The sequence below is a fragment of the Bacillus sp. DHT2 genome (genome assembly GCF_026241455.1).
GTDB classification, from domain to species: Bacteria; Bacillota; Bacilli; order Bacillales; family Bacillaceae_G; genus Bacillus_A; species Bacillus_A pseudomycoides.
The window spans coordinates 160,439-186,952 of record NZ_JAPHWH010000005.1 but is presented as its reverse complement, the minus strand read 5'-3'; the positions used below and the strand labels follow the sequence as shown (position 1 = coordinate 186,952).

26 protein-coding genes are annotated in these 26,514 nt (G+C 37.1%); 19 read left to right on the top strand and 7 right to left on the bottom strand.

Translation table 11 applies throughout. The features are described 5' to 3' along the window. Positions 1–53 precede the first annotated feature (53 nt). The 3 genes from ORL93_RS14400 to ORL93_RS14390 all read left to right on the top strand — a co-directional run bounded on the left by ORL93_RS14400 (position 54) and on the right by ORL93_RS14390 (position 1,834). Complete coding sequence (locus tag ORL93_RS14400; protein WP_018764481.1) at positions 54–563, top strand: RNA polymerase sigma factor; 510 nt, start codon at positions 54–56, stop codon at positions 561–563. Next, the gene (locus tag ORL93_RS14395) at positions 544–1,563 is read left to right on the top strand and encodes an anti sigma factor C-terminal domain-containing protein (RefSeq protein ID WP_098814094.1); all 1,020 of its coding nucleotides are present in this window, start codon (positions 544–546) and stop codon (positions 1,561–1,563) included. The genes ORL93_RS14400 and ORL93_RS14395 overlap by 20 nt, the downstream gene beginning before the upstream one ends. 64 nt (positions 1,564–1,627) lie before the next feature. Further along, a complete protein-coding gene (locus ORL93_RS14390; protein ID WP_018781613.1) occupies positions 1,628–1,834 on the top strand; it encodes a hypothetical protein in 207 nt (68 codons plus the stop codon). Positions 1,835–1,847: 13 nt separating this feature from the next. Here the strand turns inward: ORL93_RS14390 and ORL93_RS14385 are convergent, their stop codons facing one another. Then, the gene (locus ORL93_RS14385) at positions 1,848–2,681 is read right to left on the bottom strand and encodes a DUF2785 domain-containing protein (protein ID WP_097795333.1); all 834 of its coding nucleotides are present in this window, start codon (positions 2,679–2,681) and stop codon (positions 1,848–1,850) included. A gap of 190 nt (positions 2,682–2,871) precedes the next feature. Between ORL93_RS14385 and ORL93_RS14380 the strand changes: the two genes are divergently transcribed. After that, positions 2,872–3,276: a DUF3221 domain-containing protein gene (locus ORL93_RS14380; RefSeq protein WP_033796467.1), complete on the top strand. Its 405-nt coding sequence runs from the start codon at positions 2,872–2,874 to the stop codon at positions 3,274–3,276. 29 nt (positions 3,277–3,305) lie between these two features. Here ORL93_RS14380 and pepQ read toward each other — a convergent pair whose 3' ends face one another. After that, a complete protein-coding gene (gene pepQ / locus ORL93_RS14375) occupies positions 3,306–4,403 on the bottom strand; it encodes a Xaa-Pro dipeptidase (RefSeq protein WP_003201087.1) in 1,098 nt (365 codons plus the stop codon). Between the two features lie 147 nt (positions 4,404–4,550). Between pepQ and ORL93_RS14370 the strand changes: the two genes are divergently transcribed. Continuing rightward, a complete protein-coding gene (locus tag ORL93_RS14370) occupies positions 4,551–5,234 on the top strand; it encodes a metal-dependent hydrolase (RefSeq protein ID WP_006096161.1) in 684 nt (227 codons plus the stop codon). 41 nt (positions 5,235–5,275) lie between these two features. On the opposite strand, the gene ORL93_RS14365 is transcribed toward ORL93_RS14370, so the two are convergent. Next, the gene (locus tag ORL93_RS14365) at positions 5,276–5,434 is read right to left on the bottom strand and encodes a hypothetical protein (protein ID WP_018764474.1); all 159 of its coding nucleotides are present in this window, start codon (positions 5,432–5,434) and stop codon (positions 5,276–5,278) included. Between the two features lie 247 nt (positions 5,435–5,681). On the opposite strand from ORL93_RS14365, the gene ORL93_RS14360 reads away from it, so the two are divergent. Together ORL93_RS14360 and ORL93_RS14355 are read left to right on the top strand one after the other, a co-directional pair. Then, positions 5,682–6,995, top strand: a complete 1,314-nt coding sequence (locus ORL93_RS14360) for a DRTGG domain-containing protein (RefSeq protein WP_006096163.1) — start codon at positions 5,682–5,684, stop codon at positions 6,993–6,995. Positions 6,996–7,400: 405 nt separating this feature from the next. After that, the gene (locus ORL93_RS14355; RefSeq protein ID WP_018781619.1) at positions 7,401–7,667 is read left to right on the top strand and encodes a DUF3949 domain-containing protein; all 267 of its coding nucleotides are present in this window, start codon (positions 7,401–7,403) and stop codon (positions 7,665–7,667) included. A 6-nt stretch (positions 7,668–7,673) separates the two neighbouring features. On the opposite strand, the gene ORL93_RS14350 is transcribed toward ORL93_RS14355, so the two are convergent. Then, a complete protein-coding gene (locus ORL93_RS14350) occupies positions 7,674–7,979 on the bottom strand; it encodes a YtpI family protein (protein ID WP_006096165.1) in 306 nt (101 codons plus the stop codon). A gap of 439 nt (positions 7,980–8,418) precedes the next feature. Between ORL93_RS14350 and ORL93_RS14345 the strand changes: the two genes are divergently transcribed. Beyond that, complete coding sequence (locus ORL93_RS14345; RefSeq protein ID WP_018781620.1) at positions 8,419–9,351, top strand: DHH family phosphoesterase; 933 nt, start codon at positions 8,419–8,421, stop codon at positions 9,349–9,351. Positions 9,352–9,399: 48 nt separating this feature from the next. Here the strand turns inward: ORL93_RS14345 and ytrI are convergent, their stop codons facing one another. Together ytrI and ytrH are read right to left on the bottom strand one after the other, a co-directional pair. Then, complete coding sequence (ytrI, locus tag ORL93_RS14340; protein WP_018764469.1) at positions 9,400–9,903, bottom strand: sporulation membrane protein YtrI; 504 nt, start codon at positions 9,901–9,903, stop codon at positions 9,400–9,402. After that, positions 9,900–10,235, bottom strand: a complete 336-nt coding sequence (gene ytrH / locus ORL93_RS14335) for a sporulation membrane protein YtrH (protein WP_026008455.1) — start codon at positions 10,233–10,235, stop codon at positions 9,900–9,902. The genes ytrI and ytrH overlap by 4 nt, the downstream gene beginning before the upstream one ends. A 117-nt stretch (positions 10,236–10,352) precedes the next feature. On the opposite strand from ytrH, the gene dnaE reads away from it, so the two are divergent. From dnaE to ORL93_RS14295, 8 genes are all read left to right on the top strand, one after another. Continuing rightward, positions 10,353–13,682: a DNA polymerase III subunit alpha gene (gene dnaE / locus ORL93_RS14330; protein ID WP_265959151.1), complete on the top strand. Its 3,330-nt coding sequence runs from the start codon at positions 10,353–10,355 to the stop codon at positions 13,680–13,682. Between the two features lie 133 nt (positions 13,683–13,815). After that, a complete protein-coding gene (gene ystJ, locus ORL93_RS14325) occupies positions 13,816–15,024 on the top strand; it encodes an NADP-dependent malic enzyme (RefSeq protein ID WP_162473037.1) in 1,209 nt (402 codons plus the stop codon). A 14-nt stretch (positions 15,025–15,038) separates the two neighbouring features. Continuing rightward, complete coding sequence (locus ORL93_RS14320) at positions 15,039–15,683, top strand: FadR/GntR family transcriptional regulator (RefSeq protein WP_018781622.1); 645 nt, start codon at positions 15,039–15,041, stop codon at positions 15,681–15,683. Positions 15,684–15,937: 254 nt separating this feature from the next. Next, positions 15,938–16,807, top strand: a complete 870-nt coding sequence (accD, locus tag ORL93_RS14315) for an acetyl-CoA carboxylase, carboxyltransferase subunit beta (RefSeq protein ID WP_006096170.1) — start codon at positions 15,938–15,940, stop codon at positions 16,805–16,807. Further along, positions 16,795–17,769 carry an acetyl-CoA carboxylase carboxyl transferase subunit alpha gene (accA, locus tag ORL93_RS14310; RefSeq protein ID WP_018781623.1) on the top strand — a complete coding sequence of 325 codons (975 nt, stop codon included), beginning with the start codon at positions 16,795–16,797 and terminating at the stop codon, positions 17,767–17,769. Before accD ends, accA begins: the two co-directional genes overlap by 13 nt. Positions 17,770–17,897: 128 nt before the next feature. Continuing rightward, positions 17,898–18,857 carry a 6-phosphofructokinase gene (gene pfkA, locus ORL93_RS14305; protein ID WP_006096172.1) on the top strand — a complete coding sequence of 320 codons (960 nt, stop codon included), beginning with the start codon at positions 17,898–17,900 and terminating at the stop codon, positions 18,855–18,857. A 53-nt stretch (positions 18,858–18,910) separates the two neighbouring features. Beyond that, positions 18,911–20,668 carry a pyruvate kinase gene (gene pyk, locus ORL93_RS14300; protein WP_006096173.1) on the top strand — a complete coding sequence of 586 codons (1,758 nt, stop codon included), beginning with the start codon at positions 18,911–18,913 and terminating at the stop codon, positions 20,666–20,668. A gap of 230 nt (positions 20,669–20,898) precedes the next feature. After that, positions 20,899–21,288, top strand: coding sequence for an FxsA family protein (locus ORL93_RS14295; RefSeq protein ID WP_018781624.1), 390 nt, complete (start codon positions 20,899–20,901; stop codon positions 21,286–21,288). Between the two features lie 231 nt (positions 21,289–21,519). Here the strand turns inward: ORL93_RS14295 and ytvI are convergent, their stop codons facing one another. Then, positions 21,520–22,638, bottom strand: a complete 1,119-nt coding sequence (gene ytvI, locus ORL93_RS14290; protein WP_018764463.1) for a sporulation integral membrane protein YtvI — start codon at positions 22,636–22,638, stop codon at positions 21,520–21,522. Between the two features lie 407 nt (positions 22,639–23,045). On the opposite strand from ytvI, the gene ORL93_RS14285 reads away from it, so the two are divergent. The 3 genes from ORL93_RS14285 to icd all read left to right on the top strand — a co-directional run bounded on the left by ORL93_RS14285 (position 23,046) and on the right by icd (position 26,495). Next, positions 23,046–23,507 carry a DUF441 domain-containing protein gene (locus ORL93_RS14285; protein WP_003200968.1) on the top strand — a complete coding sequence of 154 codons (462 nt, stop codon included), beginning with the start codon at positions 23,046–23,048 and terminating at the stop codon, positions 23,505–23,507. Positions 23,508–23,892: 385 nt separating this feature from the next. Then, positions 23,893–25,041 (top strand): citrate synthase, encoded by a 1,149-nt coding sequence (gene citZ, locus ORL93_RS14280; RefSeq protein WP_003200970.1) that lies wholly within the window; start codon positions 23,893–23,895, stop codon positions 25,039–25,041. A 161-nt stretch (positions 25,042–25,202) separates the two neighbouring features. Next, positions 25,203–26,495 (top strand): NADP-dependent isocitrate dehydrogenase, encoded by a 1,293-nt coding sequence (icd, locus tag ORL93_RS14275; protein ID WP_018764461.1) that lies wholly within the window; start codon positions 25,203–25,205, stop codon positions 26,493–26,495. Positions 26,496–26,514 lie beyond the last annotated feature (19 nt).

Sequence of the window (26,514 nt, the reverse complement as noted above, 5' to 3'; positions counted from 1 at the left end):
ACTTGTATACATTTCAAGCTCTCAAACGTTGAGTATATAGGAAGGAGAGCAGAATGAGTCATGAAACGTTTGAATCATTATTAATAGAAAAATCGAAGGCAGTTTATAGTTACTTAATTAAAATTGGCGCAGAAAGAAAAGAAGCAGAAGATATTGTACAAGATACGTTGTATAAAGCTCTTCTACTTATGGAGGAAATACCGTTAGAACGATTAACACCGTGGTTGTTCCGTGTTGCGATTAATCAGCACCGCGATTTGTATCGAAAGAAACAAAGATTGAATCCAATTGCGATTGAATCAGTTGTTTTAATCGGTCAAAAGTCATTAGATGAAGTTCTTCTAACAAGTGAGCTTCAAGGAGAAGTACAAGAAATATTAGAGTCGATGACAGAAGACTATCGGCATATGTTATTGCTGAAATATGAATATGAGCTCTCTTATAAAGAAATCGCCGTTTTATTAAGTGTGAAAGAAGATACAGTGAAAACAAGTTTGTACCGAGCACGAAATCAATTTAAGAAATTGTATAGGAGGAAAGGCGATGAGCCGGAAAGATTTTGAACTTGATATGGATGAGAAGCAGATGAATGCATTGATGAAGAGGGCAAAGAGGAAACAGCTTCTGCGAAACTGGATTATTTCTATTTGTGCGTCTGTTGTAGTTATCGTAGGACTGTTTTTAGGAACAACATATTTTTCACAACAAACTTTTGAAAGGATGGAAAGACAAGTGGCTGCGTTACATACTGTCCAAGGACCGAATATACGCTTTAGTGGCAGTGTTGATTTAAGTAATAGTATGACAGGTCGAACCATCATATATAACTCTTATAAAAATATAGCGGGACAACCAGTAAAATGGGCAAATGAGATGTATGAATCAGGTTTATGGAATTATAGGATGATGCACTATGATGGTGATCTTGTTAGGTTAGATGAGGAAGAGGTGAATAAAGAGGAGGATAATATCAAATTACCAGATTATAATGTTCAAACAATGCAAAGAGAGATGCGATTTTATTTACCTTTTGTTACGTATGAAAATTATGTGAATGATTTAGCGGATATGGGAGAGTTGCAAAATAAAGTTGCGGAAGTAGCGTTATCTTTTGATAAAGCATATACAGCTGAGCAAATTGTAGAGATGTTACCTAAAAATATACAACCTGTTTGGTTTTGGACAGATACATATAATGAAAAAAATGCGGATACATATGTAGGATTAAAAGATCCGAAGAGTGGAGCGGTATTAAATGCTGTAATGGCTATCGATGTATTTGGATTCGAGGGGAGTTACGCAAAAGCACAAGAAAATATTAAAAATGATGTAACAAGAAACTCAAAAGAATTTCTGTATCAAATGAAGTATTTAGCAGAGAATAGTGAAGGGATACCAAGTGATTATTTCAATCAATATTATAAAGAAATAAAAAATATCAAGCCCAAAGACTTACCAATCTACGGCGTAGTCGTAACAGGAAAAACAGAGGATTTAAAAAATTTACAAAGTTCACCGTATATAAAAGCAGCTGTAAGAGGTGTAACAGTTGAGAAATATTGATTACGAAACATTAATTAGAATAATCTGAAAATTTATGGTATAATATGGAGAAAAGGGGGCCTATATGAAGCAAATACATGGAGCAATCTACATCTACATAACAATGTTTTTCATTGGAACGTCTTATGGTTTAGGGCATTTATACTCGCACCCGATTTTAACTTTTTTGAGCGGGACATGTATGGCCATTGCGATTTGTATACACTTTTTCTCAGTTTGGATTGTAAAGTTTCAACTAAATATTAGTGAGATGGAAGAAGGCACTTTTTGAGTGGCCTTCTTTTTTAGTAGTATTGGCGTAATTCCTTTAATAAATTTTCAACCTCGTTTTCGGCTTCTTTGCATATAGAAAGTGTTCGTAATCTAAAAAACAAGCTACGCAAGAACGATTTTATATTTCCATATAACGCTTCATAAGGTTCGATAGGTAATTCAGGTTTTTGAACTTGTAATTGATTTACTAAAGAATGTAAGGAGCTAATGAGTTCTTTTTCCTCTAAACCATTTTGCAACATAGCGACGATAGGATAAACAATTCGTTCATCTTCTTCATACTTGTAATAGATTGTATGTACATTTATTTTATCTAACAAGGTTTGTAGTATTTCAGGGTAATAGGAGGGCTCAAGTTTCGGATTTTTAACGAGTGCTTCAAATGTATCTGAGACATGAGCGATGCTGTGAGCCCAACCTCGGTCGTTAACATATCCGCGAAAATCATGTTCTTGGTTCATATATAAAATTAATTTGTCTTTCACATCTAATATGTCAGACGGTGATAAGAAGTTATGTTTTGTATCGGCGTTTATGATTAAAGCAATTAATAGTGTTGTAAATGATCGGGTGAACACAGCATCTTTATCTTCTGTAGTGATTTTATAAAATAAATATTGTTCGCTTATACTTTGTGATAATAAGTGCTGTAATTGAGTTTGTGTAATATGGTCATTTATGATGAGGTGCCAAAAGGTCGTATAGATTAATTTGTCTCGTAAATAGCCGTCTGGTGTGCCGATATGTTGGAGCATTTTTGAACTTAAATCCTGAATGTCTATCGTGGAATCTATGGCGTATTGGTTAGCTTTTATTTCTTCTAATTGTTTTTTAAGTTGTTGCATGTAATCTCTCTTTTTTATTTAGAAAATTCTGTATTTAAATATTATGATAGAAACGGAGAATATACAAGAAATAAATGCCTTTCTTCAACAAATCAATCATTTATTGAGGATTTCAAAAAAACGATTAGAGACGAACAAAAAATGTTAGAAATAGGATTGATTAATGAAGTTTCTATAATGGAGGCATGAAATGAAGAGAAACACATGGATGTTGTGTGTGTATGTTTTATTTACCGTTTCTTTCGTGATATTAACAGCATGTACACGTAATGAGCAAACTGAGAATGAGCCGGTGAATATACAACAACAAACAGAAAAAGGTGTTATGGAAGGATACGTTATAGTGAAAAATACAACTGTATATTTCATTAGTAACAAAAAGTTCAAAACGAAAAAAGGGTTGCAGGAGTATGTGGAGCTACAACAACATTTGGATACCCCAGCGGACACGATTCTACATTTTGGTGATAAAAATGCATATAAACAGTTGAAATCAGGATATAAAATAAAAGTATGGTTTTCTAAGATACTTGAAAGTTACCCAGGGAAAATGACTGTTAATCAGTTTGAAATCGTAGAGAAAAATGGTATTTAAAAAAGGTAGCGTATTCGCTACCTTTTTTCTTATTTTACAAACTGTAATTCTTTTGGGAATTTCGTTAAAATTTCTGATCCGTCTTTCGTGATGTAGATATCATCTTCAATACGAACGCCACCTACGTTTGGTACGTAAATACCTGGTTCGATTGTGAAGACCATGCCTTCTTTTAATAGAGACTCGTTTCCTTCTTTTACATCTGGATATTCGTGTACGCTAATGCCAAGTCCATGACCAAGACGGTGTGGGAAGAATTCTCCGTAACCTGCATCTGCGATAACAGAGCGAGCAGCATTGTCAATTTCGCCAAGTGTAACGCCTGGTTTACAAGCTTCAACCGCTTGTAATTGTCCTGCTAGTACAGTGTTGTAAATACGTGTTTGTTCTTCTGAAAGATCGCCAAATGCGACTGTACGTGTAATGTCAGAGCAATAACCGTCAATGATTACACCTAAGTCAAATAGTACGAAGTCACCGCGCTTCATTTTGTTTCCGCCTGGGATACCGTGTGGCAAGGCAGAGTTTGCACCTGCTAATACCATTGTGTCAAAGGACATTTTATGTATACCTTTTTTCTTCATTTCATGTTCGATGATTGCTAACACTTCTAATTCGCTGCGATTTTCTTCAATTGCATTTACACCGATTTCAACAGCATAGTCTGCCATGTGGGCTGCTTGACGCAAAATAGAAAGTTCTTTTTCGTCTTTAATTAAACGAAGTTCGCGTACTTTTTCTTCAGCGGATTTGAAAGATGCTTTCGGGAATAATTTTGTTAATTCTTCATAGCGCTCTACATTTAAATGTTCTTTTTCAATTGCCACTGCATTTACATCAATGCCGCGATCTGCGATTGCTTTTGCAATCATATCCCATGGTTTGTCTGTATCAGTAAATCCGATAATTTCATGTGCCCAGCCAGCGTTTCTAGCTTGACCTTCTTCCATTTTAGGACAAATTAAAATTGGTTCTTTTTCTTGGAATACAAATAGACCGAGTAGTCTTTCGTGTGGTTCGCAATGGAAGTTTGTCATATAGAAGACGTTTGGTGTAGAAGTTAAAAATGCAGCTTCCACGTTCTGTTCTTGTAGCCATTGCATTAAGTTTTCTAATCTAGTATTCATAAATTCGCACCTCCGAGATTTTAATTACATATATAACTTTACATCGGATGAAAGTGTTATGACAAGCAAATCGCTGTTTGAAAAGACAGGAAATTGTGAAATCATGTAGAATAGAAGGTGTGAATGTGAATAAGGAGGAATGTAACAATGAAAGTATCCTATCACGGGCATTCAGTTGTAAAGATTGAAACGAATGGAAAGGTTATCTTAATTGATCCGTTTTTAACAGGTAATCCGAAAACAGATTTAAAGACTGAAGATGTTAAGGTAGACGCGATTATTTTATCGCACGGCCATGGTGATCATGTCGGCGATACAGTAGCACTTGCGAAGAAAAATAACGCAGTTGTTGTAGCGCCGTTTGAACTCGCAACATTTTTAGGGTGGCAAGGTGTAAATACACATCCGATGCATATCGGCGGTTCACATGTGTTTAATTTTGGGAAAGTGAAATTTACACAAGCATTCCATGGGTCTAGTTATATTGATGAAGAAAACAAGACGATTACATATACAGGAATGCCAGCTGGAATTTTATTTACGGCAGAAGAGAAAACAGTGTACCATGCGGGAGATACTGCCTTATTTTCCGATATGAAGTTAATTGGTGCTCTTAATAACATTGATGTAGCATTTTTACCAATTGGTGATAATTTTACAATGGGACCAGAGGATGCAGTGTTGGCTGCGGAATGGATTGGTGCTAAAACAGTTGTGCCGATGCACTATAATACGTTCCCAATTATCCAGCAAGACCCGCATCTTTTTGTCCAAAAACTAACAAGTAGTACAGGTAAGGTATTAGAAGTTGGAGAAAGTATTACACTATAAAAAAAGCAACCCTTCATTTGAAAAGACAAGTGAAGGGTTTTTTATGTGTGTAAAATAGGTTTGAAAGTCTGTGCTTGTTTTGGTGTTTCTTTTATTTCCAGTAATGTTTGTTCCGGTGTTTCATTTAATTCCATTGCAATTTTTTTGCCATCAACGAAAGCTAAAAATACAGCACCTACAACTTCTAAAAATTTTTTCATTTTCATTCGCTCCTTCGTTTGATTTCTTGTCTTTATTGTATCTTGGAACTAGAAAACAAACCATCGAATGAGATGACAATAGTCTTACACTGGTGTAAGAATGTGACTGATAGAATGTAAGGGTCATTTTTGTTATAAAAAAAATAGTACAGATACATAAAAGTACAGTGTAACAGTTTCGGAAATATAGTATACTAAAAATACAACACATGAAGAATTTAGGGAAAAGAAAGTATGGTGAAACCATTTGGCTACCAAACATAATCAAATTTTAGAACATATTAATAGCCTGCCGGTAGGGCATAAAATTTCTGTGCGCCAAATTGCAAAAGATTTGAGTGTAAGTGAAGGAACGGCCTATCGTGCGATTAAAGATGCAGAGAATAAAGGGTATGTTAGTACAATTGAACGTGTCGGAACAATTCGAATTGAACAAAAGAAAAAGGAAAATATTGAAAAACTAACATATGCCGAAGTGGTCAATATAGTCGATGGCCAAGTGCTTGGCGGAAGAGAAGGGTTACATAAAACATTAAATAAATTCGTGATTGGGGCCATGAAATTAGAAGCGATGATGCGCTATACAGAAGCAGGGAACTTGTTAATTATCGGTAACCGTACGAATGCACATCAACTAGCATTAGAAGCAGGAGCTGCAGTATTAATTACAGGTGGATTTGATACAGAAGATCATGTGAAAAAGTTAGCAGATGAATTAAAGTTGCCGATTATTTCAAGTAGCTATGATACATTTACTGTAGCAACGCTTATTAACCGTGCCATTTATGATCAGCTTATCAAAAAGGAAATTGTACTCGTTGAAGATATTTTAACGCCAATTGAAGAAACGTTATATTTAAAACCTAGTGATAAAGTAGCGCAATGGCATGCGTATAATAAAGAAACAATGCATGGGCGTTATCCAATTGTAGATGAAAATAAAAAGGTATTAGGAATTGTTACTTCAAAAGATATGATTGGCATCGCAAAAGAAACACCAATTGAAAAAGTGATGACAAAGCAACCGATTACAGTGAATGGGAAAATGTCTGTTGCAGCGGCAGCGCGCATGATGGTATGGGAAGGGATTGAACTTCTTCCTGTTGTCGATGAAAGCAACCGATTGCAAGGGATTATTAGCCGTCAAGATGTACTTCAAGCGTTGCAAATGATTCAACGTCAACCGCAAGTTGGAGAAACGATTGAGGATATCGTCACAAATCAATTTGTGACTCCGAAAGAAGCAAAGAATGAACACAGTTATCAATTTTCTGTGACACCACAAATGACGAGTTCATTTGGAACATTATCATATGGTGTATTTACAACCGTTGTCACAGAAGCAACAAATCGCGCCATCCGTGCGCAGAAAAAAAGCGATTCAATTGTTGAGAATTTAACAATTTATTTTGTAAAGCCGGTGCAGATTGATAATGTTGTTTCTGTACATCCAAAGGTATTAGAAATCGGTCGTAAATTTGGAAAGGTAGATGTAGAAGTGCGTCACGGAGGAGAGGTTGTTGGGAAAGCGCTATTAATGGTGCAGCTGATTGACCGATAAGTATGGAAAAAAGCTGAATGAAGAATCCCGTTTATGGTGAGATGTTCATTCAGCCATTTTTTTATAAAAGTGTATGAATACAGCTAATAGTAATGAAATGGTGGGGAAGATTATATTCCATGAAGTAAAGGTGATAGGAGAATCGGGATAGTAATGTTTCGTATGCCAAATTTCGTATAGAGCGTTTAGAATGAGCGTGATGATAGGAGCTAAGAAAATTTTCTTCATGATTAACGCATAAACCTAAACCAATGACGATAAAAGGAACAATGCACAATTACATAAGAAACGGGTTAATTTTGTTAATCCAAACGCTAACACCTCCCTTTATTTGGTAGTTCGATTGTAGTATAATTGAATTATCAGATAATTGATATATATAAAGAAAAAAGGATGGTGTTCACTATGTCATCAGAGTTGCTCTTTTTTGGTGGTGTTGCATTGTTTTATTTTCTTGCCATGATACCTATTCAGTATCTTTACATTGAAGGACTAAATGAGCAAAAACAACAAACAAAGCTTTCACAACAAGAGTTGTATAAAAATATGTCTTTTGAAGAAGAACAATTACATTTTCACGTGCAAGGAAATCCTTTTAATATTCCACCTGCATTTGTTGCATATATGATTTTAAAAATAAAACAATGTAAAAAGCATCAGCATAAATGCTGATGCTTTTTACATTGTTTTATACGCTTCTGCTTCTTCGACTGCAAGAGGTGAGAAATGTTTATACTGACGGAATCCATTAAAAATACTCGCACCACCAAATAAGATAAATAACACGCCAACGATAATACGTGCGGTAGAGAGTTCTAAGAAAAATTGGTTTGCACCAAATAGCGCAACGAATACACCGAGCGCCATTGCGGATTTTCCAGCAAGCCATCCTTTTTCCATCGGACGATTTGTACGAAAATATTTTGTTTTATAGAAGAGATACAACATAAATGAGATGATAATACAAAAGACTAATACTGGCATGATATGATCCTCCGTTAGTTTGTATTTAGGTAAATTTAAAAATAAACCCCCATCGTTTTAGTTGGGAGAGAGTGTCCGCCCGAGCATAGAAGCGGTTAGTGCCTGTTTTAGCCCCATGCCGAGTGAAAATAAAGGGAGGGAATGAGTGGAGAATCCCTTTTGTTTCCATAGCCGAGACTGATATGGTGGGAAAATAAACTGGATAAAACTGAACTGAAACCCCATCGTTTTAGTTGGGAGAGAGGATCCGTTCATGCATAGAGGCGGTCAGATTCTGTTTCAGCCCCATGCTAAGTGAAAACAAAAAACATTATCGAAACTTTCTAACTATTATTATAAAGCAATTGTCCACATGGATAAATTATTTTCAGTTATAATGAAGGATAAAGTGAGAAAATTGATTACAGAGGTAGAAATCAATAAAAAGGAGACTATACATATGCACGAACAAATTTTAACAGCGATTAAAGAGTTTGATACGATTATTATTCACCGTCATGTGCGCCCAGATCCAGATGCATTAGGTTCACAATGTGGGTTAGGAACCGTTCTTCAAGAATCGTTCCCAGAGAAAAAGGTTTATATGGTTGGATACAATGAACCTTCTTTATCGTATTTACGAGTAATGGATGAAATTGATGATGAGACTTATGAAAATGCGCTTGTTATCGTTTGTGATACAGCGAACCAAGAGCGTGTTTGTGATCAGCGTTATACAAAAGGAAAGAAGCTTATTAAAATTGATCATCACCCAAATGAAGATCCATACGGGGACATTACGTGGGTTGATACGACATCAAGTTCTACAAGTGAGCTTATTTATGAGTTTTACTCTTACGGAAAAGATAAAGGTTTAACAATCTCAAAAGAAGCGGCTCGTCTTATTTTAGCTGGGATTGTTGGAGATACAGGTCGCTTCTTATTCCCAAATACATCAGCAAGAACACTTCGCTATGCAGGCGAGCTTGTAGAAATGGGAGTGGACTTTCCAGCGTTATATAACGAAATGTATAAAACGAAAGAGAAAATCGCTCGTTTAAATGGATTCATTTTACAAAACTTTACGATGACAGAGGAAGGTGCAGCTTATATTAAGCTGACAAAAGAAGTACTAGAAGAATTTGATGTACTTCCTTCAGAGGCATCTGGTGTTGTTGGAGCGCTTGGCAATATTGATGGATTAAAAGCTTGGGTTCTATTTCTAGAGGAGGAAGATGTGATTCGCGTTCGTCTTCGTTCAAAGGGACCGGTAATTAATAAATTAGCGATGCAGTATAACGGCGGAGGTCATCCGATGGCTTCTGGTGCGAAAGCATCTTCTTGGGAAGAAGCAGATCGTCTTTTCGCGGACTTGTGTGAGATCTGTAAATAAAACAAGTACTTCATGTGTTAAAAACAAGAAAAGTAGGGCTCAGAAGCTCTACTTTTCTTGTTTTATATTGATGCTAATTTCGAGCACAGTATCAAAGGAAATTGTTTCGATTTTAAAGCGGTAGCTTCGGTCATAATGTTTGTATACTTTATTTTCAATTGTTTTTATTAACAATTCTTTGTTTTTTGCTACGCTTTGAACGTTTTTTGTTACGAGGTGCTGGAGGTCTTCTTGAAGAGAAGTAATCATATTTTCAAGAGTAACACGGTCTAAATCGTATTTATCATGATTCGGAATCTCAATTTTAATTTCTTGGATCGTTAAAAGGCTTTTATTTTCCTCATTTAATTTAGTACGATCTTCCGTAAGAACATGAAGATTCTTTTTTAGCCTTGTAATTTCCGTTTCCTGAAACACAATTTTTTTTGCATAATCTTCTTGAAAAACGCCGTATATGTACAAAAAAATAAACCAACTCAAAATCCCTCCAACGGCAGCGCCACCTAAAAATAAATACCACTTTTTAGCTATTGTAGCGCTTGGAACCCTCATACATGATCCTGCGTAATCCATTTAATAATAATAAGGCCGGTTTGCATGCCGCCTGTTGCGAAAAAAATAAGTAAAATTTGTTTCACAATATCTTTTGTGGCACCTTCGAAAAAGGTTCGTTCAAAGCTATAAAATGTATCAAAAGTTCCGCCAATTGCTGCAACGAGTGCCCAAATACGTAAGTTTTCTGCGAATTGTTTTATGGCAGTAAGAGCTGGTTTTCCAACAAGAAATGCTCCAATTCCTCCGATTAAAGAACCACCAAGCATTACTCCAAATGCAATAAAGTAAGTTGTAATGAGAAGAGAGAAAAAAGTTTGTCTTACATCCATCGTCATTCCCCTTTCTCCTCCATATATATGGACAAAGTATAAGAAGTATGTTTTGATTTCCGCTTTCTTCATCACCTATAATGAAAGTAGTCAAATAGATAAAGAGAGGGTACAACAGTGAAGTTTGTGCATTTACAATGTCAAACCGTTTATAGTTTGTTAAAAAGTGCTTGTAAAATTGATGAACTTGTAAGCCGTGCGAAAGAGCTTGGATTTTCATCACTTGCAATTACAGATGAAAATGTGATGTACGGAGTGATTCCATTTTATAAAGCATGTAAGAAGAATGGCGTGCGGCCAATTATCGGATTAACAGCCTCTGTTTTTAGTGAGGAAGAAGAGCAATCCTATCCGCTTGTACTGTTAGCAGAAAATGAGATGGGATACCAAAACTTATTGAAAATTTCTAGCACCATCATGACTAAGTCTAAAGACGGGATTCCGAAAAAGTGGCTTTCTCATTATGCAAAAGGGTTGATTGCGATTTCTCCAGGAAAAGATGGGGAAATTGAACAGTTATTGTTACAAGGAAGAGACGAGATTGCTGAAGAAGTAGCTCGTGCGTATCAAAATATGTTTGGAAGTTTTTATATGAGTTTGCAGCATCACGCAATTCAGGATGAACTATTCTTGCAAGAAAAATTACCACAATTTGCAAACGAAATAAACATTCCAGTCGTTGCGACAAATGATGTTCGTTATGTGAACCAAAGTGATGCGCTTGTGCAGGAATGCTTGCTATCTGTTCAGAGCGGAACAAAGATGACTGATCCAGACAGACCAAGGCTCAAAACAGACCAGTATTATTTAAAATCATCGGCTGAAATGGAAGCTTTATTTTCTCATGCAGAAGAAGCCCTTCAAAATACAGTTCGTATAGCTGAACGTTGCCACGTAGAAATTCCTTTCCACGTCAATCAATTGCCAAAGTTTCCTGTTCCATCTAACGAAACATCAGATGCTTATTTGCGCCGCATTTGTGAAGATGGGCTAAATAAGCGATATGAGGCGGTTCAAGATGTACATAGGAAACGTTTGAATCATGAACTTGAAGTTATCTCTCGCATGGGATTTAGTGATTATTTTCTCATTGTTTGGGACTTTATGAAATACGGACATGAACATGGTATTTTAACAGGACCGGGCCGTGGCTCGGCAGCAGGTTCTCTTGTTTCTTATGTGTTAGAAATTACAGATATCGATCCAATTGAGTACAACTTGCTTTTTGAACGATTTCTAAATCCTGAACGTGTTACGCTTCCAGATATTGATATTGATTTTCCGGACATTAGACGTGATGAGATGATTCGTTATGTAAAAGATAAGTATGGTCAACTTCGCGTTGCCCAAATTGTTACGTTCGGAACGCTTGCTGCAAAAGCAGCGATTCGGGATATCGCCCGCGTAATGGGGCTTCCGCCGAGAGATATTGACATATTTTCGAAACTGATTCCATCAAGGGTTGGGATTACATTAAAAGAAGCATATGAAGAATCCGGGTCCCTTCGTGAATTTGTACAAGGAAATCTCTTGCATGAGCGTGTTTTTGAAATTGCGAAGCGTGTAGAAGGTTTACCACGTCATACGTCTATTCATGCAGCAGGAGTCATCATGAGTCAGGAGCCATTAACGGGAAGTGTTGCGATTCAAGAAGGGCATAACGATGTATATGTAACGCAATATCCAGCAGAAGTGTTAGAAGAACTTGGTCTGTTAAAAATGGACTTCTTAGGCTTACGTAATTTAACGTTACTTGAAAATATTCTTACATTTATTGTGAACAAAACAGGTAAACAAATTGATATACGGAATTTACCTCTTCAAGATGAAAAGACATTCCAATTACTAGGAAGAGGAGATACAACAGGTGTATTCCAGCTCGAATCTGGGGGAATGCGGAATGTACTCCGCAGTTTAAAACCAAATGAGTTTGAAGATATTGTTGCCGTCAACGCTTTATATCGTCCAGGGCCAATGGAACAAATCCCAACCTTTATTGAGTCAAAGCACGGGAAGCGTCAAATTCATTATTTACATTCAGATTTAAAGCCAATTTTAAAAAGCACATATGGCGTTATTGTATACCAAGAACAGATTATGCAAATTGCTTCGCAGTTAGCGGGATTTTCACTCGGAGAAGCCGATTTGCTCCGCCGTGCAGTGAGTAAGAAAAACCGTGAGATTTTAGATCAAGAACGAAAGCATTTTGTACAAGGGTGTTTACGAAATGGATACGATGAAACATCTGCAGAACAAATTTATGATTTAATTGTTAGATTTGCAAATTACGGTTTTAACCGAAGCCATGCTGTAGCGTACAGTATGATTGGATATCAGCTCGCTTATTTAAAAGCGAATTATCCTTTAGAGTTTATGACGGCACTCTTATCCAGTGCGATAGGTAACGAAGATAAGATTGTGCAATATATACGTGAAACGAAGCGCAAAGGTTTTCATGTTTTACCGCCGTCTCTTCATAGAAGTAGTTATAATTTCCAAATAGAAGGGAATGCAATTCGCTATAGTTTGCTTTCAATTCGAAATATCGGGATGGCTACAGTGAATGCGGTGATCGAGGAAAGAGAAAGAAATCCATTTCAAGATTTATTTGAGTTCTGTCTTCGTATGCCAGCAAAGTTTGTTACGGAGCGTAATTTAGAGGCATTTGTTTGGGCTGGCTGTTTCGATGATTTTCAAGTTTCGAGAACAACTTTGTTTAACAGTATTAAGGGTGCTTTAGAGTATGCAAGCCTTGCGCGTGAATTGGGGGAAGAAAGTGTCCCAAAATCAGTATACGTACAAGGAGAAGAGCTATCTTTTATTGAACAATTAAATAATGAGAAAGAAGCGCTTGGCTTTTATTTATCCAGTTATCCAACGGCGCAGTATGCAAAGCTTGTAAAAGAACTAGAAATTCCGTCTCTTGCGCAGGCGATGAGGCAAAAGCGAAACGTACAGCGTGCGATTGTTTATGTAACAGGTATAAAAGTCATTCGGACGAAAAAATTGCAAAAAATGGCGTTCGTCACTTTTTGTGATCAAAATGATGAAATGGAAGCGGTTGTCTTTCCGGAGACGTATATTCATTTTTCGGAGAGGTTAAAAGAAGGTGAAATTGTTTTAGTGGAAGGGACGATTGAACAACGAAATCATAAATTGCAATGGATTGTGAACGGTCTTTATCCATTAGAACAAATGGATGTTTACAATGAAATGAAAGAAGCATCGATTTATGTAAAACTACCGTCGCAGTATGAAAAGAAGTTGTTAAATCAAGTTACAAAAATATTGTTTCACTATTCAGGTTTTGCGAAAGTACTAATTTATTATGAAAAGGAACATAAAATGGTACAATTATCTCGTAGTTTGTCAATTCATCCAAGTGAAGAATGTTTAGGAGCACTTCGCGAAATAGTCGGTGAGGAAAATGTCGTAGTGAAAATATAATGGACAATTTCCCTATAGTTCGATTATTATAGTAATAGTGTTCGTGGTCAGACCACTTGGAGAGAATGATATCAGCAAGAATAATTTGAGGAGAGTGGATAGTTTGTCAACACTTCGTGAAGAAGCACTTCACATGCATAAAGTGCATCAAGGAAAATTAGAAACTGTATCAAAAGTAAAAGTAGAAAATGCTAAAGACTTAAGTCTTGCGTATTCTCCAGGGGTTGCAGAACCTTGTAAAGAAATTTATGACGATAAAAGTAAGGTATATGAATATACAATGAAGGGAAACATGGTAGCAGTTGTGACGGACGGAACAGCTGTACTTGGTCTTGGTAATATCGGACCAGAAGCATCTCTTCCAGTAATGGAAGGTAAAGCTGTATTATTCAAAAGCTTTGCTGGCGTAGATGCATTCCCTATTGCTTTAAATACAAACGATGTAGATAAAATTGTTGAAACTGTAAAATTAATGGAGCCGACATTTGGCGGTGTAAACTTAGAGGATATTGCAGCACCCAACTGCTTTATCATTGAAGAACGTTTGAAAAAAGAAACAAATATTCCTGTATTCCATGATGATCAACACGGAACAGCTATCGTAACAGTAGCAGGTCTTGTAAACGCACTTAAGCTAGTTGGAAAGAAAATGTCTGACATTAAAGTTGTAGCAAATGGTGCAGGTGCAGCAGGTATTGCAATCATTAAACTTTTATATCGCTATGGTGTACGCGACATTATTATGTGTGACCGAAAAGGTGCGATTTATGAAGGTCGTCCTGTTGGTATGAATCCGGTGAAAGATGAAGTTGCAAAATATACGAATAAAAATCGTGTAGAAGGTTCATTAGCGGATGTTCTGCAAGGCGCGGATGTATTTATCGGTGTATCTGTAGCGGGTGCATTGACTGAGGAAATGGTTCGTACAATGAATGACGATGCAATTATTTTTGCAATGGCAAACCCAGTTCCAGAAATTATGCCGGAACTGGCAAAAGCAGCAGGAGCAGCTGTTGTTGGAACTGGTCGTTCTGACTTCCCGAACCAAGTAAATAATGTACTAGCGTTCCCTGGTATTTTCCGTGGTGCACTTGATGTACATGCTACGCAAATCAATGAAGAAATGAAAATGGCAGCTGTACAAGCCATTGCAGAGCTTGTAGCGGCAGATGAGCTAAATGCAGACTATATCATTCCAGCTCCGTTTGACGCGCGTGTAGCGCCTCAGGTGGCGGCTTATGTTGCAAAAGCTGCGATGGAGACAGGAGTAGCTCGCCGTCAAGTAGATCCAAATGAAATCGCTGAGAAAACAAAAAATTTAGCGTTGATTGGTAAAGAGTAAGCGAGGAATTTCTATTGACATCATCAAATACAAAAGTATATCTCGAAATTGTAAAGAAAATCCGTTCCATTATGGAAGAGGATGGTTTAGTCGCAGGTGATCGTTTACCATCTGAGCGCGAGTTAAGTGCGCGTTTAAACGTTGGGCGTTCATCTGTACGGGAAGCATTGCGAGCTTTAGAACTCGTAGGATTAATTGAAACAAGACGCGGTGAAGGAACGTTTATTCGAAACTTCTATGACAATGGTCTTGTTCAATTAATCGCACCATTTTTATTACAAGATGAGAAAACAATTCGTGATTTGTTACAGACGAAACGCTTGCTTGAAAAAGATGTTATTCGAATCGTATGTGATTTACCGAAAGAAACGTTTTCTAGTGTATTAGGTATGTTGAAACAAGTTCTTAAAAAGGACGAAAGTTCAATTCAGGAGTTTCATCAAATGTTTTTCAAAACACTTATTGAACGAGTGGACAATTATTTACTATATCGAATTTGGAGAATTGTAAATGATTACGTTGCGACTCTTTCTTATGAAATTTCACTAGAATCTATAGAAATCTATAGAAAGCTTTATGAAATGTTATACGCGAAAAAAGAAGAAGAGGCGCTAAAAATTTATGATGAACTAATGGAAAACATACAGTTTCACTCGTAATGTATAAAATTTGTCGAAATGACCATGACACGTTATGACAAACAATCTATCGCATAGCGGTTAAAGTTAAACGTAAAGAGAGAGGTTATGAGTGCGTGTTCAAAAAAAGAGGATAAAGAGAGCTGAGTAGCTATCTTGACTGGACTGTTTGAACATCCTCTATTAGACAGATTGAGAAGACAAGGCTAACATCGATCTTTGGTGTTAGCCACATTTTCTTCCTAACCTTAGCTCTCAACAAAGGGGGTCAAATTGTGCTAAGAGATTTATTCGTAAAAAAGAAAAAGTACGCTGCAATTCCTTCAGAACAAGTACGAAGAGATGTACCGGACGGTGTTATGACAAAATGTCCGAAATGTAAGAAAATCATGTATACAAAAGAGCTTCTTAAAAATTTAAAAGTATGTGTAAACTGTGGCTATCATCATCCTATGAATGCATGGGAACGCCTTGATAGTGTATTGGACGAAGGTTCATTTCGTGAGTATGACAAAGAGATGGTTTCGTTAAATCCACTTGGGTTCCCAAATTATGAAGAAAAATTAGAGAGTGATCGCAAGAAAACAGAATTAAATGAAGCAGTTGTGACAGGTGAAGGAACAATTGATGAAATGCTTGTTGTGATTGCAGTAATGGATTCTCGCTTTCGAATGGGCAGCATGGGCTCTGTTGTAGGAGAAAAAATTGCACGTGCAGTTGAAAAAGCATACGAATTACAAGTTCCATTTATTATCTTTACTGCATCGGGCGGTGCGCGTATGCAAGAAGGTATTTTAAGCTTAATGCAAATGGCAAAAACGAGCGTAGCTTTGAAAAAGCATAGCAATGCTGGAGGGTTATTTATTTCTGTTATGACTCATCCGACGACAGGTGGTGTTTCAGCGAGTTTCGCTTCACTTGGTGACTATAATCTTGCAGAGCCGGGTGCACTTATCGGTTTTGCTGGTAGACGTGTAATTGAACAAACAGTGCGTGAGAAGCTGCCAGAAGACTTTCAAACGGCAGAGTTCTTACTAGAGCACGGTCAATTGGATGCGGTTGTGCATCGCGATGATATGAGAGAGTCGCTCCGTAAGATTTTAGAAGTTCATCAAGGAGGGGAAACGGCTATATGGCAGAGCTAGAATTTGAAAAACCAGTTGTTGAGCTAAGAAATAAGATTCGAGAACTGAAAGACTATACGAAAAACACCCAGATGGACTTCAGCGAGGAGATTCGTATTTTGGAAGACAAGCTAGAAAATTTAGAGGAAGAAATATACGGCAATATGAAAGTATGGGACCGCGTTCAAATTGCTCGTCATGCAGAACGACCGACAACGCTCGATTATATTGAGCACTTATTTACTGATTTTTTTGAATGTCATGGAGATCGTCTATATGGCGATGATGCAGCGATTGTCGGCGGCATAGCGAAATATGATGGCATGCCTGTAACAGTAATTGGGCACCAGCGCGGGAAAGATACGAAAGAAAATATTCGTCGTAATTTTGGAATGCCTCATCCAGAAGGATATCGAAAGGCGCTACGTTTAATGAAGCAAGCGGAGAAATTTAATCGTCCAATCATCTGCTTCATTGATACGAAAGGTGCTTATCCTGGTAAGGCTGCTGAAGAACGTGGGCAAAGTGAAGCGATTGCACGTAATTTATTCGAAATGGCAGGGCTTACTGTACCTGTGGTTTGCGTTGTTATCGGTGAAGGTGGCAGTGGTGGTGCGTTAGGTCTTGGAGTAGGAGATTACATTCATATGCTAGAAAATTCCACTTATTCGGTTATTACACCAGAGGGAGCGGCAGCGATTCTTTGGAAAGATGCAGGAAAAGCGAAAGAAGCTGCAGAAGCGATGAAAATCACGGCGGCGGATTTGAAAGAATTAGGTGTAATTGACGAAATTATTCCAGAAGCACGCGGCGGTGCGCATCGTAATATTTTAAAGCAATCAGAAAATATTGACTTAATGTTGAAAAAAACATTCGGGCAATTAAACGGTATTTCGAAAGATGAATTAATCGAAAAACGTTATGAAAAATATATGAAAATTGGGCAAGTTTCGTTTTCAAACGCTTCCATTTGGATAAAATAAGAAAAGCGTGCGTTCCATTTCGCGAATGCACGTTTTTATTGTGAAAAGACACATCTTCTCCATTGTATTTTTATATTTCTTCATGTTATTTTATTATAAGGTAAATAATCTTTATGAGGTGAGTACAAATGAAACGTATTGGTGTATTAACAAGTGGTGGAGATTCACCTGGTATGAATGCTGCCATTCGTGCAGTTGTTCGTAAAGCGATTTTCCATGATGTAGAAGTATATGGTATCTACCATGGATACGCTGGATTAATTTCTGGTCACATTGAAAAATTAGAACTTGGTTCTGTTGGCGATATTATCCACCGCGGTGGTACAAAATTATATACAGCAAGATGTCCTGAGTTTAAAGACCCAGAAGTACGACTAAAAGGTATCGAGCAATTAAAGAAATTTGGCATTGAAGGACTTGTTGTTATTGGTGGAGACGGTTCTTACCAAGGTGCTAAAAAATTAACAGAGCAAGGATTCCCATGTGTCGGTGTACCAGGTACAATTGATAATGATATTCCTGGGACAGACTTCACAATTGGTTTCGATACAGCATTAAACACTGTTATTGATGCAATTGATAAAATTCGTGATACAGCTACATCTCATGAACGTACATATGTTATCGAAGTAATGGGGCGTCACGCTGGTGATATCGCATTATGGGCTGGTTTAGCAGATGGCGCAGAAACAATCTTAATTCCAGAAGAAGAGTATGACATGGAAGATGTTATTGCTCGTTTAAAACGTGGTAGTGAGCGTGGAAAGAAACATAGTATTATCGTTGTAGCAGAAGGTGTTGGAAGCGCGATTGACATCGGTAAACACATTGAAGAAGCAACAAACTTTGATACTCGTGTAACTGTATTAGGTCACGTACAACGTGGTGGATCACCAAGTGCACAAGATCGTGTATTAGCAAGCCGCCTTGGCGCAAGAGCAGTTGAACTGTTGATTGAAGGTAGAGGTGGACGCTGCGTTGGTATCCAAAATAACAAACTTGTTGATCATGACATTATCGAAGCGTTAGCTCAAAAGCATACGATTGATAAAGATATGTATCAATTATCTAAAGAATTATCCATCTAATTGGCGTAATATCGAATATTTGGGAACGGTTTCATAATTTTCGGAGGTGCAATATGCGTAAAACTAAAATTGTATGTACTATAGGTCCTGCTAGTGAAAGTATTGAGAAATTAGAGCAATTAATCGAAGCAGGTATGAACGTTGCTCGTTTAAACTTCTCTCATGGTAGCCATGAAGAGCACGGAGCACGTATCAAAAACATTCGTGAAGCTTCAAAGAAAACTGGTAAAACAGTTGCAATCTTACTTGATACAAAAGGTCCAGAAATCCGTACACATGACTTCGTAGACGGACAAGCTGAGCTTGTAACAGGTGCAGAAGTAGTTCTCTCTACTGAGCAAGTATTAGGAACTGCAGAAAAGTTCTCTGTATCTTATGCTGGTCTTTATGAGGATGTAGACCCAGGTTCTCGTATTCTAATCGATGACGGCCTTATCGAACTAGAAGTAATCGAGAAAGCTGACGGAAACATCCGTACAAAAGTATTGAACAGCGGAACTGTGAAAAATAAAAAAGGTGTTAACGTACCAAACGTAAGCATTAAGCTTCCTGGTATCACTGAAAAAGACGTAAAAGATATCGTCTTCGGTATCGAGCAAAAAGTTGATTTCATCGCGGCATCTTTCGTTCGTAAAGCAGCTGATGTGTTAGAAATCCGTGAACTGTTAGAAGCGCATAATGCACAATTCATTCAAATCGTACCAAAAATTGAAAACCAAGAAGGTATCGATAACATCGATTCTATCTTAGAAGTTTCTGACGGTTTAATGGTAGCTCGTGGTGACATGGGTGTAGAAATTCCACCAGAAGAAGTGCCGCTAGTACAAAAACGTCTAATCAAAAAATGTAACGTATTAGGTAAACCGGTTATTACTGCAACACAAATGTTAGATTCTATGCAACGTAACCCACGTCCAACTCGTGCGGAAGCAAGTGACGTAGCGAACGCAATCTTTGATGGTACAGATGCAATCATGCTTTCTGGTGAAACTGCAGCGGGACAATACCCGGTAGAAGCGGTAACAATGATGGCGAACATCGCAGTACGTGTTGAAAAATCATTGCAATATGAAGATATGTTCAAAAAGCGTATTAAAGAGTTCACTCCAACAATTACAGATGCAATTAGTCAATCTGTTGCACACACAGCGCTTGCTCTTGATGTAGCTGCAATCGTAGCTCCAACAGAAAGTGGATATACTGCAAAAATGATCTCTAAATATCGTCCAAAATCTCCAATCGTAGCTGTAACAACTGACGAGCAAGTGGGCCGTCGTCTTGCACTTGTTTGGGGTGTACAAGCGTTTATGGCTGAAAAACGTGCAGCATCTACTGATGAAATGTTAGATACTGCAATTCAAACAGGTATGGATGCAGGTCTAATCGGACTTGGAGATACAGTTGTAATTACTGCTGGCGTACCAGTTGCTGAAACTGGCACAACAAACTTAATGAAAATCCATGTTGTTGGTGAAGAAATCGCTAAAGGACAAGGGATTGGTCGCAAAGCTGCAAAAGGTAAAGTAGTTGTAGCAAAAACAGCTGCAGAAGCTGTAGCGAACGTAACAGAAGGTGACATCCTTGTTACAACAAGCACTGATAAAGATATGATTCCTGCAATTGAAAAAGCTGCAGCTCTAGTTGTAGAAGAAGGTGGCTTAACAAGCCATGCGGCTGTTGTAGGTGTATCAATCGGTATCCCAGTTATCGTTGGGGTAAACGGTGTAACAACGACTTTAAAAAATGGCCAAGAAGTAACAGTTGATGCAGCGCGCGGAATTGTTTATAATGGACATGCGGAAGTGCTATAAGAAGTAATATGGAGAGAAGGATCGGAGTCCTTCTCTTTTTTTTTGCAATTTAAATACAAAAACCATTCTGAAAAAAGAAATCTTCGGTAGTGGGAAAGGGATTTCATTTTTTGTTTGATGTTTTGTGGGTTGTTTTGAGGGTGTGAGGAAATCGAGAGAGTCTAATTAGGCTGTTGGGTAGCATGAGTATCTTACTTCCTGTAAATAGTATGATGAAGGAGGATGAGGGAATGAAGTGGCTTCTTTTTCTTTTAATTTTAATCCCTGCTGTTGAAATAACAGTATTAATTGGATCTAGTCATTTAATTGGTATGTGGCCGACGTTTGCTATGATCGTGTTTACAGGTATACTTGGCGCTTATTTAGCAAAACGACAAGGGCTTATAGTGTTGAAGGAGATTCAATTTCGGTTAAATAGAGGTGAAATGCCAGGAGATGCTGTATTAGATGGTATTTTTGTTTTTATAGGTGGACTTCTTCTTTTGACACCAGGATATGTGACGGATGTAATCGGGTTTATTTTTATATTTTCGGTAACACGACAGCCGTTTAAGTTCATGATGATTAAATGGTTAGAGCGGAAAATAAGAAGAAACACGACAATTATTGTACAAAAATAACACTTGAAACAGAAATGTTTTAAGTGTTATTTTTTTGTCGAAATATAAAGTGTATATTTATTCATTTGTAGAAAAAGGAAGAAAAGGGATTGATATTTATGTTGAAAATAGAATAAAAATACAAAGATATTCTCAGTCGTATTATTTTATGCAAAAAACAAGGGAATCCCCCATTTATTATAGGGAATTCCCTTGCTTATTTTATTGCGAACAACGACTATTGTGGGAAATTTATTTTAATGGTGTGCCTTTAATAAACTTCCATAAATCATGAAATACATGAGCTTTGTGCAATGTGTTTAATAATACTAATGTAACTGGGCCAATAATTAATCCTAAGAAACCATATAGCTTAAACCCAACGAATAACGCAATAAGTGTTGGTAATGGATCGAGTCCGATGTTGGAGGATAACACTTTCGGTTCCATAATTTGTCTTTGAACAATGACAACAATATATAAAATAAGTAGACCAATTGTGAAAGCTGTGTCCCCTGTGAAAAATACATATATAATCCAAGGAACAAAGACTGCTCCCGTTCCTAAATAAGGAAGTAAGTCTACAATTCCTGTAATGATTGCGATTGTGATGGCGTATGGTACGCGCAAAATTAATAGTCCAATTAGTACGATGACGGTGGTCATAGATACAAGTGTGAGTTGTGCTTTTACAAATCCAAATAATGCTTTTCGTAAATCAACAAAAATAGTCTTTCCGTATCCGTGTATGCGATTTGGAAGTAATCGCTTTACTTTATGAGCGAGTGTATGCCAATCAAAACTAATAAAGAAAGTCGCTAATAGGATGAAGACGAGGACTGTTAAAGTTGTTGGGAGTGCACTGATGAAATTTGTTAATCCACTTATAATGGCGGTTAACAGCTCTTTCATTTGCTTTGTTGCTTCCGTTCCTAGATTTTGAATGTTTTGTGTAATTGTATATTGTTGTGATTCACCAAGATGATTAAATTTAGAAATTAAATCATCATATAAAGGCATAATATTATTGAGTGCAAATTGCTGTGCATACTGTACAATTGCTGGAAACTTTTCTGTGACGATTTGTAGTAAGTAAGTTGTGGCGGAAATCGCTTCTGTCACAAGATATGTAACAAGTCCGACGATGGCACCGAACACGAGAATTAAGCTGACGAGTACCGCTAAGGCACGAGGGAATTGTAGTTTTTGATTGAGAAAATTTACGACTGGATTAATCAAATAAGCAAAAGCTAATGCGATGATAAAAGGGTATATAAGACCTGAAACATACAAAAGCGCATAAAACCCAATTGTTGTTGCTAAAATGACAAATATAAGTCGCAATACGATATACAGTGAGTTTCGATTCAAAGGTGCTTACCTCCCATTCCAAATTGTATTTATGTTATAGTGGAATGATGGATTTATCCTGCTATTCACGGGCAGTATGAATTACTTCAAGGTGCGAAGTAATCGGCGCGTAAAAGCTTGACGGTGAAGGCTAATCAATAGTAAATGTTTTCTCTGTACTGATTGACGAGAGCTTCACTTTACCTACTTTTTATTTTACCGGTTTCTTATAAGAAAAGAAAGAAGTGTGCTTTTCTTTCTCGGTAAATATAAAAACAACTTATTTTGGTCTCGTTTAGAGCGTTTAAGGTCTGCTGTATCATCTATATTGATTGATGAATACTCTTGCCTATATCGTGTATAACGATATGTTTAACAGCGATTTACTTTGTAAACAGGTTCATTATTTTCAGAAAGGAAGTGTAATCATGATTAGTCAATCAACGTTATTTTTATTCATACTACTTATTATTGGACTTATTGCTAAAAATCAATCGCTCACTGTAGCGGTTGGCGTTTTATTTTTATTAAAGTGGACGTTTCTAGGGGAGAAAATTCTTCCATATTTACAAACGAAAGGAATTAATCTTGGTGTAACGGTTATTACGATTGCGGTTCTTGTTCCGATCGCTACGGGTGAAATTGGATTTAAGCAGCTTGGTGAAGCAGCTAAATCGTATTATGCATGGATTGCGCTCGCTTCAGGGATAGCGGTTGCTTTGTTAGCGAAGGGTGGTGTGCAGTTATTAACGAACGATCCTCATATTACAACTGCGCTTGTATTTGGAACAATTATTGCAGTTGCATTATTTAATGGAGTTGCTGTAGGACCATTAATTGGAGCTGGAATTGCCTATGCTGTGATGAACATTATACAGATGTTTAAGTGAAAAATTTTATAGTAATATAAAATTTTTGAATTCTTTCCATTCACAAAAGTCAGATAATTGTTTATAATAGAATTAGAAAACATGTAAAGGCTACATAGCAACGAAGACTTACACCAGATAAAATAAAAACAACATAAAATAATTTTCTGCTGACATTGTTTTATGTTGTTTTTATCATAAACTCTTCGAAACTAGTTTTCCTCACCATCTATTGTTCTAAGCGTGAGGATTCGGAGAGAAACTCACGCTCATGCTTTGATAAAGCAATGGAACAACGAGATGGGAACATCACAACAAATTTGCATGATCGTGCATTTTGCTTGCCTAAAGAGTGAACGGGCGTTCATAATTTAGGAGGGAAGCAAACAGATATAAGGGAGCAAGGTTGGGAGAATTTTCAGGAAAAGGAGAGAATGTCATGACTGTTATTCGAGGATTAGAAGGGGTAGTAGCAACAACATCATCTGTGAGTTCTATTATTGATGATACATTAACGTATGTTGGGTATAATATTGATGATTTAGCGGAAAATGCTACGTTTGAAGAAGTGGTATATTTATTATGGCACCGTAAACTTCCTAATGAAGAGGAATTAAATGAGTTAAAAGAAACTCTATCTGAATATTCTAAAGTTCCAAGTGAGATTTTATCATATTTAAAACAAGTAGATTTAAAGATTGCACATCCGATGTCTGTTTTACGAACTGCGATTTCCATGTTATCATTATACGATGAGAGCGCTGAATTAATGGATGAGAAGTCCAATTATTTGAAAGCGGTTAAATTACAGGCTCAAGTAGGGACTCTGGTTGCAGCGTATGCAAGAATTCGTAAAGGTTTAGAAGTGGTTGAGCCACGAAAAGATTTATCATTAGCTGCAAACTTTATTTATATGTTAAATAACCGCGAACCAAATGAAGTGGAAATTGAAGCTTTTGATAAAGCTCTTGTACTTCATGCGGATCATGAATTAAATGCTTCTACATTTACAGCTCGCGTTTGCGTTGCGACACTTTCAGACGTATATTCTGGTATTACAGCAGCGATTGGTGCTTTAAAAGGACCTCTTCACGGCGGAGCGAATGAAAATGTAATGAAGATGTTAAAAGAAATTGGCGAAGAAGAAAATGTAGAATCCTATATTCATAACGCACTTCAAAATAAGGTGAAAATTATGGGATTTGGCCATCGCGTATATGAGCACGGTGATCCTCGCGCGAAACATTTACGTGAAATGTCTAAGAAATTATGCGTGCTTTTAGGGGAAGAGAAATGGTATAATATGTCTATCAAAATCGAAGACATTGTCACAAAAGAAAAAGGTCTTCCACCAAATGTCGATTTCTATTCTGCTTCTGTTTACCATTGTTTAGGAATTGATCATGATTTATTTACACCAATCTTTGCAATCAGTCGTATGTCAGGTTGGTTAGCTCATATTCTAGAACAATATGAAAATAACCGCTTAATTCGTCCGCGTGCTGATTATAATGGACCAACGCACCAACGCTATGTTCCATTAGCACAACGATAAGTTAAAAACACTATTTAGATAGTGGAAATACACTTTCAAAAATCTGATTTTTTCGCAAAGATATAATGATTAGAATATTTTAATTTGACTAACGGTTTGAACTGAGGGTTTTATTCCCTCAGTTTCACACATATGAAATTTCAAACATGGGGGTTATCACAGTGACGACAGGAGAAAAAATTACTGTAACGAATGGTGTTATGAATGTACCAAACAATCCGATTATTCCTTTTATTGAAGGTGATGGAATTGGACCAGATATTTGGGCGGCAGCATCTCGTGTATTAGAAGCAGCTGTTGAAAAAGCTTATGATGGTGAGAAGAAAATCGTTTGGAAAGAAGTGCTTGCAGGGGAAAAAGCATTCAACCAAACAGGTGAATGGTTACCAGAAGAGACGTTAAATGAAATTCGCGAATATTTAATCGCGATTAAAGGCCCACTTACAACGCCTGTTGGTGGCGGCATTCGTTCTCTAAACGTAGCGCTTCGTCAAGAGTTAGACTTATACGTATGTTTACGTCCAGTTCGTTATTTTGAAGGTGTTCCTTCACCTGTAAAACGTCCGGAAGATACTGATATGGTGATTTTCCGTGAAAATACAGAAGACATTTATGCTGGTATTGAATATGCACAAGGATCTCCAGAAGCACAAAAAGTGCTTGAGTTCTTAAAAGAAACAATGGGTGTAAACAAAATTCGCTTCCCAGAAACATCAGGGATTGGTATTAAACCAATTTCAGAAGAAGGAACAAAGCGTCTTGTTCGTGCTGCAATTCAATATGCAATTAACGAAAAACGCTCTTCTGTTACATTAGTTCATAAAGGAAACATTATGAAATTTACAGAAGGTGCTTTCAAAAACTGGGGTTATGAAGTTGCGGAACAAGAATTCGGCGATAAAGTATTCACTTGGTCTGAATATGACCGTATTGTTGAAAAAGATGGTAAAGATGCAGCGAATAAAGCGATGACAGAGGCTGAAGCAGCTGGTAAAATCATTGTTAAAGATTCTATTGCAGATATCTTCTTACAACAAATTTTAACACGTCCACGTGAGTTTGATGTTGTTGCAACAATGAACTTAAATGGTGATTATATTTCTGATGCACTTGCAGCACAAGTAGGTGGCATTGGTATTGCACCTGGTGCAAACATTAACTATGTTACTGGACATGCTATTTTTGAAGCGACACATGGTACAGCTCCAAAATATGCAGGTTTAGATAAAGTAAATCCATCTTCTGTTCTTCTTTCAGGAGTATTATTATTAGAGCATTTAGGATGGAATGAAGCTGCGAAATTAGTAACTGCTTCAGTAGAAAAAACAATTGCTTCAAAAGTGGTAACATATGACTTCGCACGTCTTATGGATGGCGCAACTGAAGTGAAATGTTCCGAATTTGCTGATGCCCTTATTAACAATATGGACTTAGCGGTAATCAAAAACGCATAATTCAAAGTGGGGGAGAAAT

What these genes read in the sequence shown, in the direction of transcription:
- ORL93_RS14400 (WP_018764481.1), top strand. Translation starts at nt 54, where the DNA reads ATGAGTCATGAAACGTTTGAATCATTATTAATAGAAAAATCGAAGGCA.
- ORL93_RS14395 (WP_098814094.1), top strand. Translation starts at nt 544, where the DNA reads ATGAGCCGGAAAGATTTTGAACTTGATATGGATGAGAAGCAGATGAAT.
- ORL93_RS14390 (WP_018781613.1), top strand. Translation starts at nt 1,628, where the DNA reads ATGAAGCAAATACATGGAGCAATCTACATCTACATAACAATGTTTTTC.
- ORL93_RS14385 (WP_097795333.1), bottom strand. Translation starts at nt 2,681, where the DNA reads ATGCAACAACTTAAAAAACAATTAGAAGAAATAAAAGCTAACCAATAC.
- ORL93_RS14380 (WP_033796467.1), top strand. Translation starts at nt 2,872, where the DNA reads ATGAAGAGAAACACATGGATGTTGTGTGTGTATGTTTTATTTACCGTT.
- pepQ (WP_003201087.1), bottom strand. Translation starts at nt 4,403, where the DNA reads ATGAATACTAGATTAGAAAACTTAATGCAATGGCTACAAGAACAGAAC.
- ORL93_RS14370 (WP_006096161.1), top strand. Translation starts at nt 4,551, where the DNA reads ATGAAAGTATCCTATCACGGGCATTCAGTTGTAAAGATTGAAACGAAT.
- ORL93_RS14365 (WP_018764474.1), bottom strand. Translation starts at nt 5,434, where the DNA reads ATGAAAAAATTTTTAGAAGTTGTAGGTGCTGTATTTTTAGCTTTCGTT.
- ORL93_RS14355 (WP_018781619.1), top strand. Translation starts at nt 7,401, where the DNA reads ATGTCATCAGAGTTGCTCTTTTTTGGTGGTGTTGCATTGTTTTATTTT.
- ORL93_RS14350 (WP_006096165.1), bottom strand. Translation starts at nt 7,979, where the DNA reads ATGCCAGTATTAGTCTTTTGTATTATCATCTCATTTATGTTGTATCTC.
- ORL93_RS14345 (WP_018781620.1), top strand. Translation starts at nt 8,419, where the DNA reads ATGCACGAACAAATTTTAACAGCGATTAAAGAGTTTGATACGATTATT.
- ytrI (WP_018764469.1), bottom strand. Translation starts at nt 9,903, where the DNA reads ATGAGGGTTCCAAGCGCTACAATAGCTAAAAAGTGGTATTTATTTTTA.
- ytrH (WP_026008455.1), bottom strand. Translation starts at nt 10,235, where the DNA reads ATGGATGTAAGACAAACTTTTTTCTCTCTTCTCATTACAACTTACTTT.
- ystJ (WP_162473037.1), top strand. Translation starts at nt 13,816, where the DNA reads ATGCATAAAGTGCATCAAGGAAAATTAGAAACTGTATCAAAAGTAAAA.
- accA (WP_018781623.1), top strand. Translation starts at nt 16,795, where the DNA reads ATGGCAGAGCTAGAATTTGAAAAACCAGTTGTTGAGCTAAGAAATAAG.
- pfkA (WP_006096172.1), top strand. Translation starts at nt 17,898, where the DNA reads ATGAAACGTATTGGTGTATTAACAAGTGGTGGAGATTCACCTGGTATG.
- pyk (WP_006096173.1), top strand. Translation starts at nt 18,911, where the DNA reads ATGCGTAAAACTAAAATTGTATGTACTATAGGTCCTGCTAGTGAAAGT.
- ORL93_RS14295 (WP_018781624.1), top strand. Translation starts at nt 20,899, where the DNA reads ATGAAGTGGCTTCTTTTTCTTTTAATTTTAATCCCTGCTGTTGAAATA.
- ORL93_RS14285 (WP_003200968.1), top strand. Translation starts at nt 23,046, where the DNA reads ATGATTAGTCAATCAACGTTATTTTTATTCATACTACTTATTATTGGA.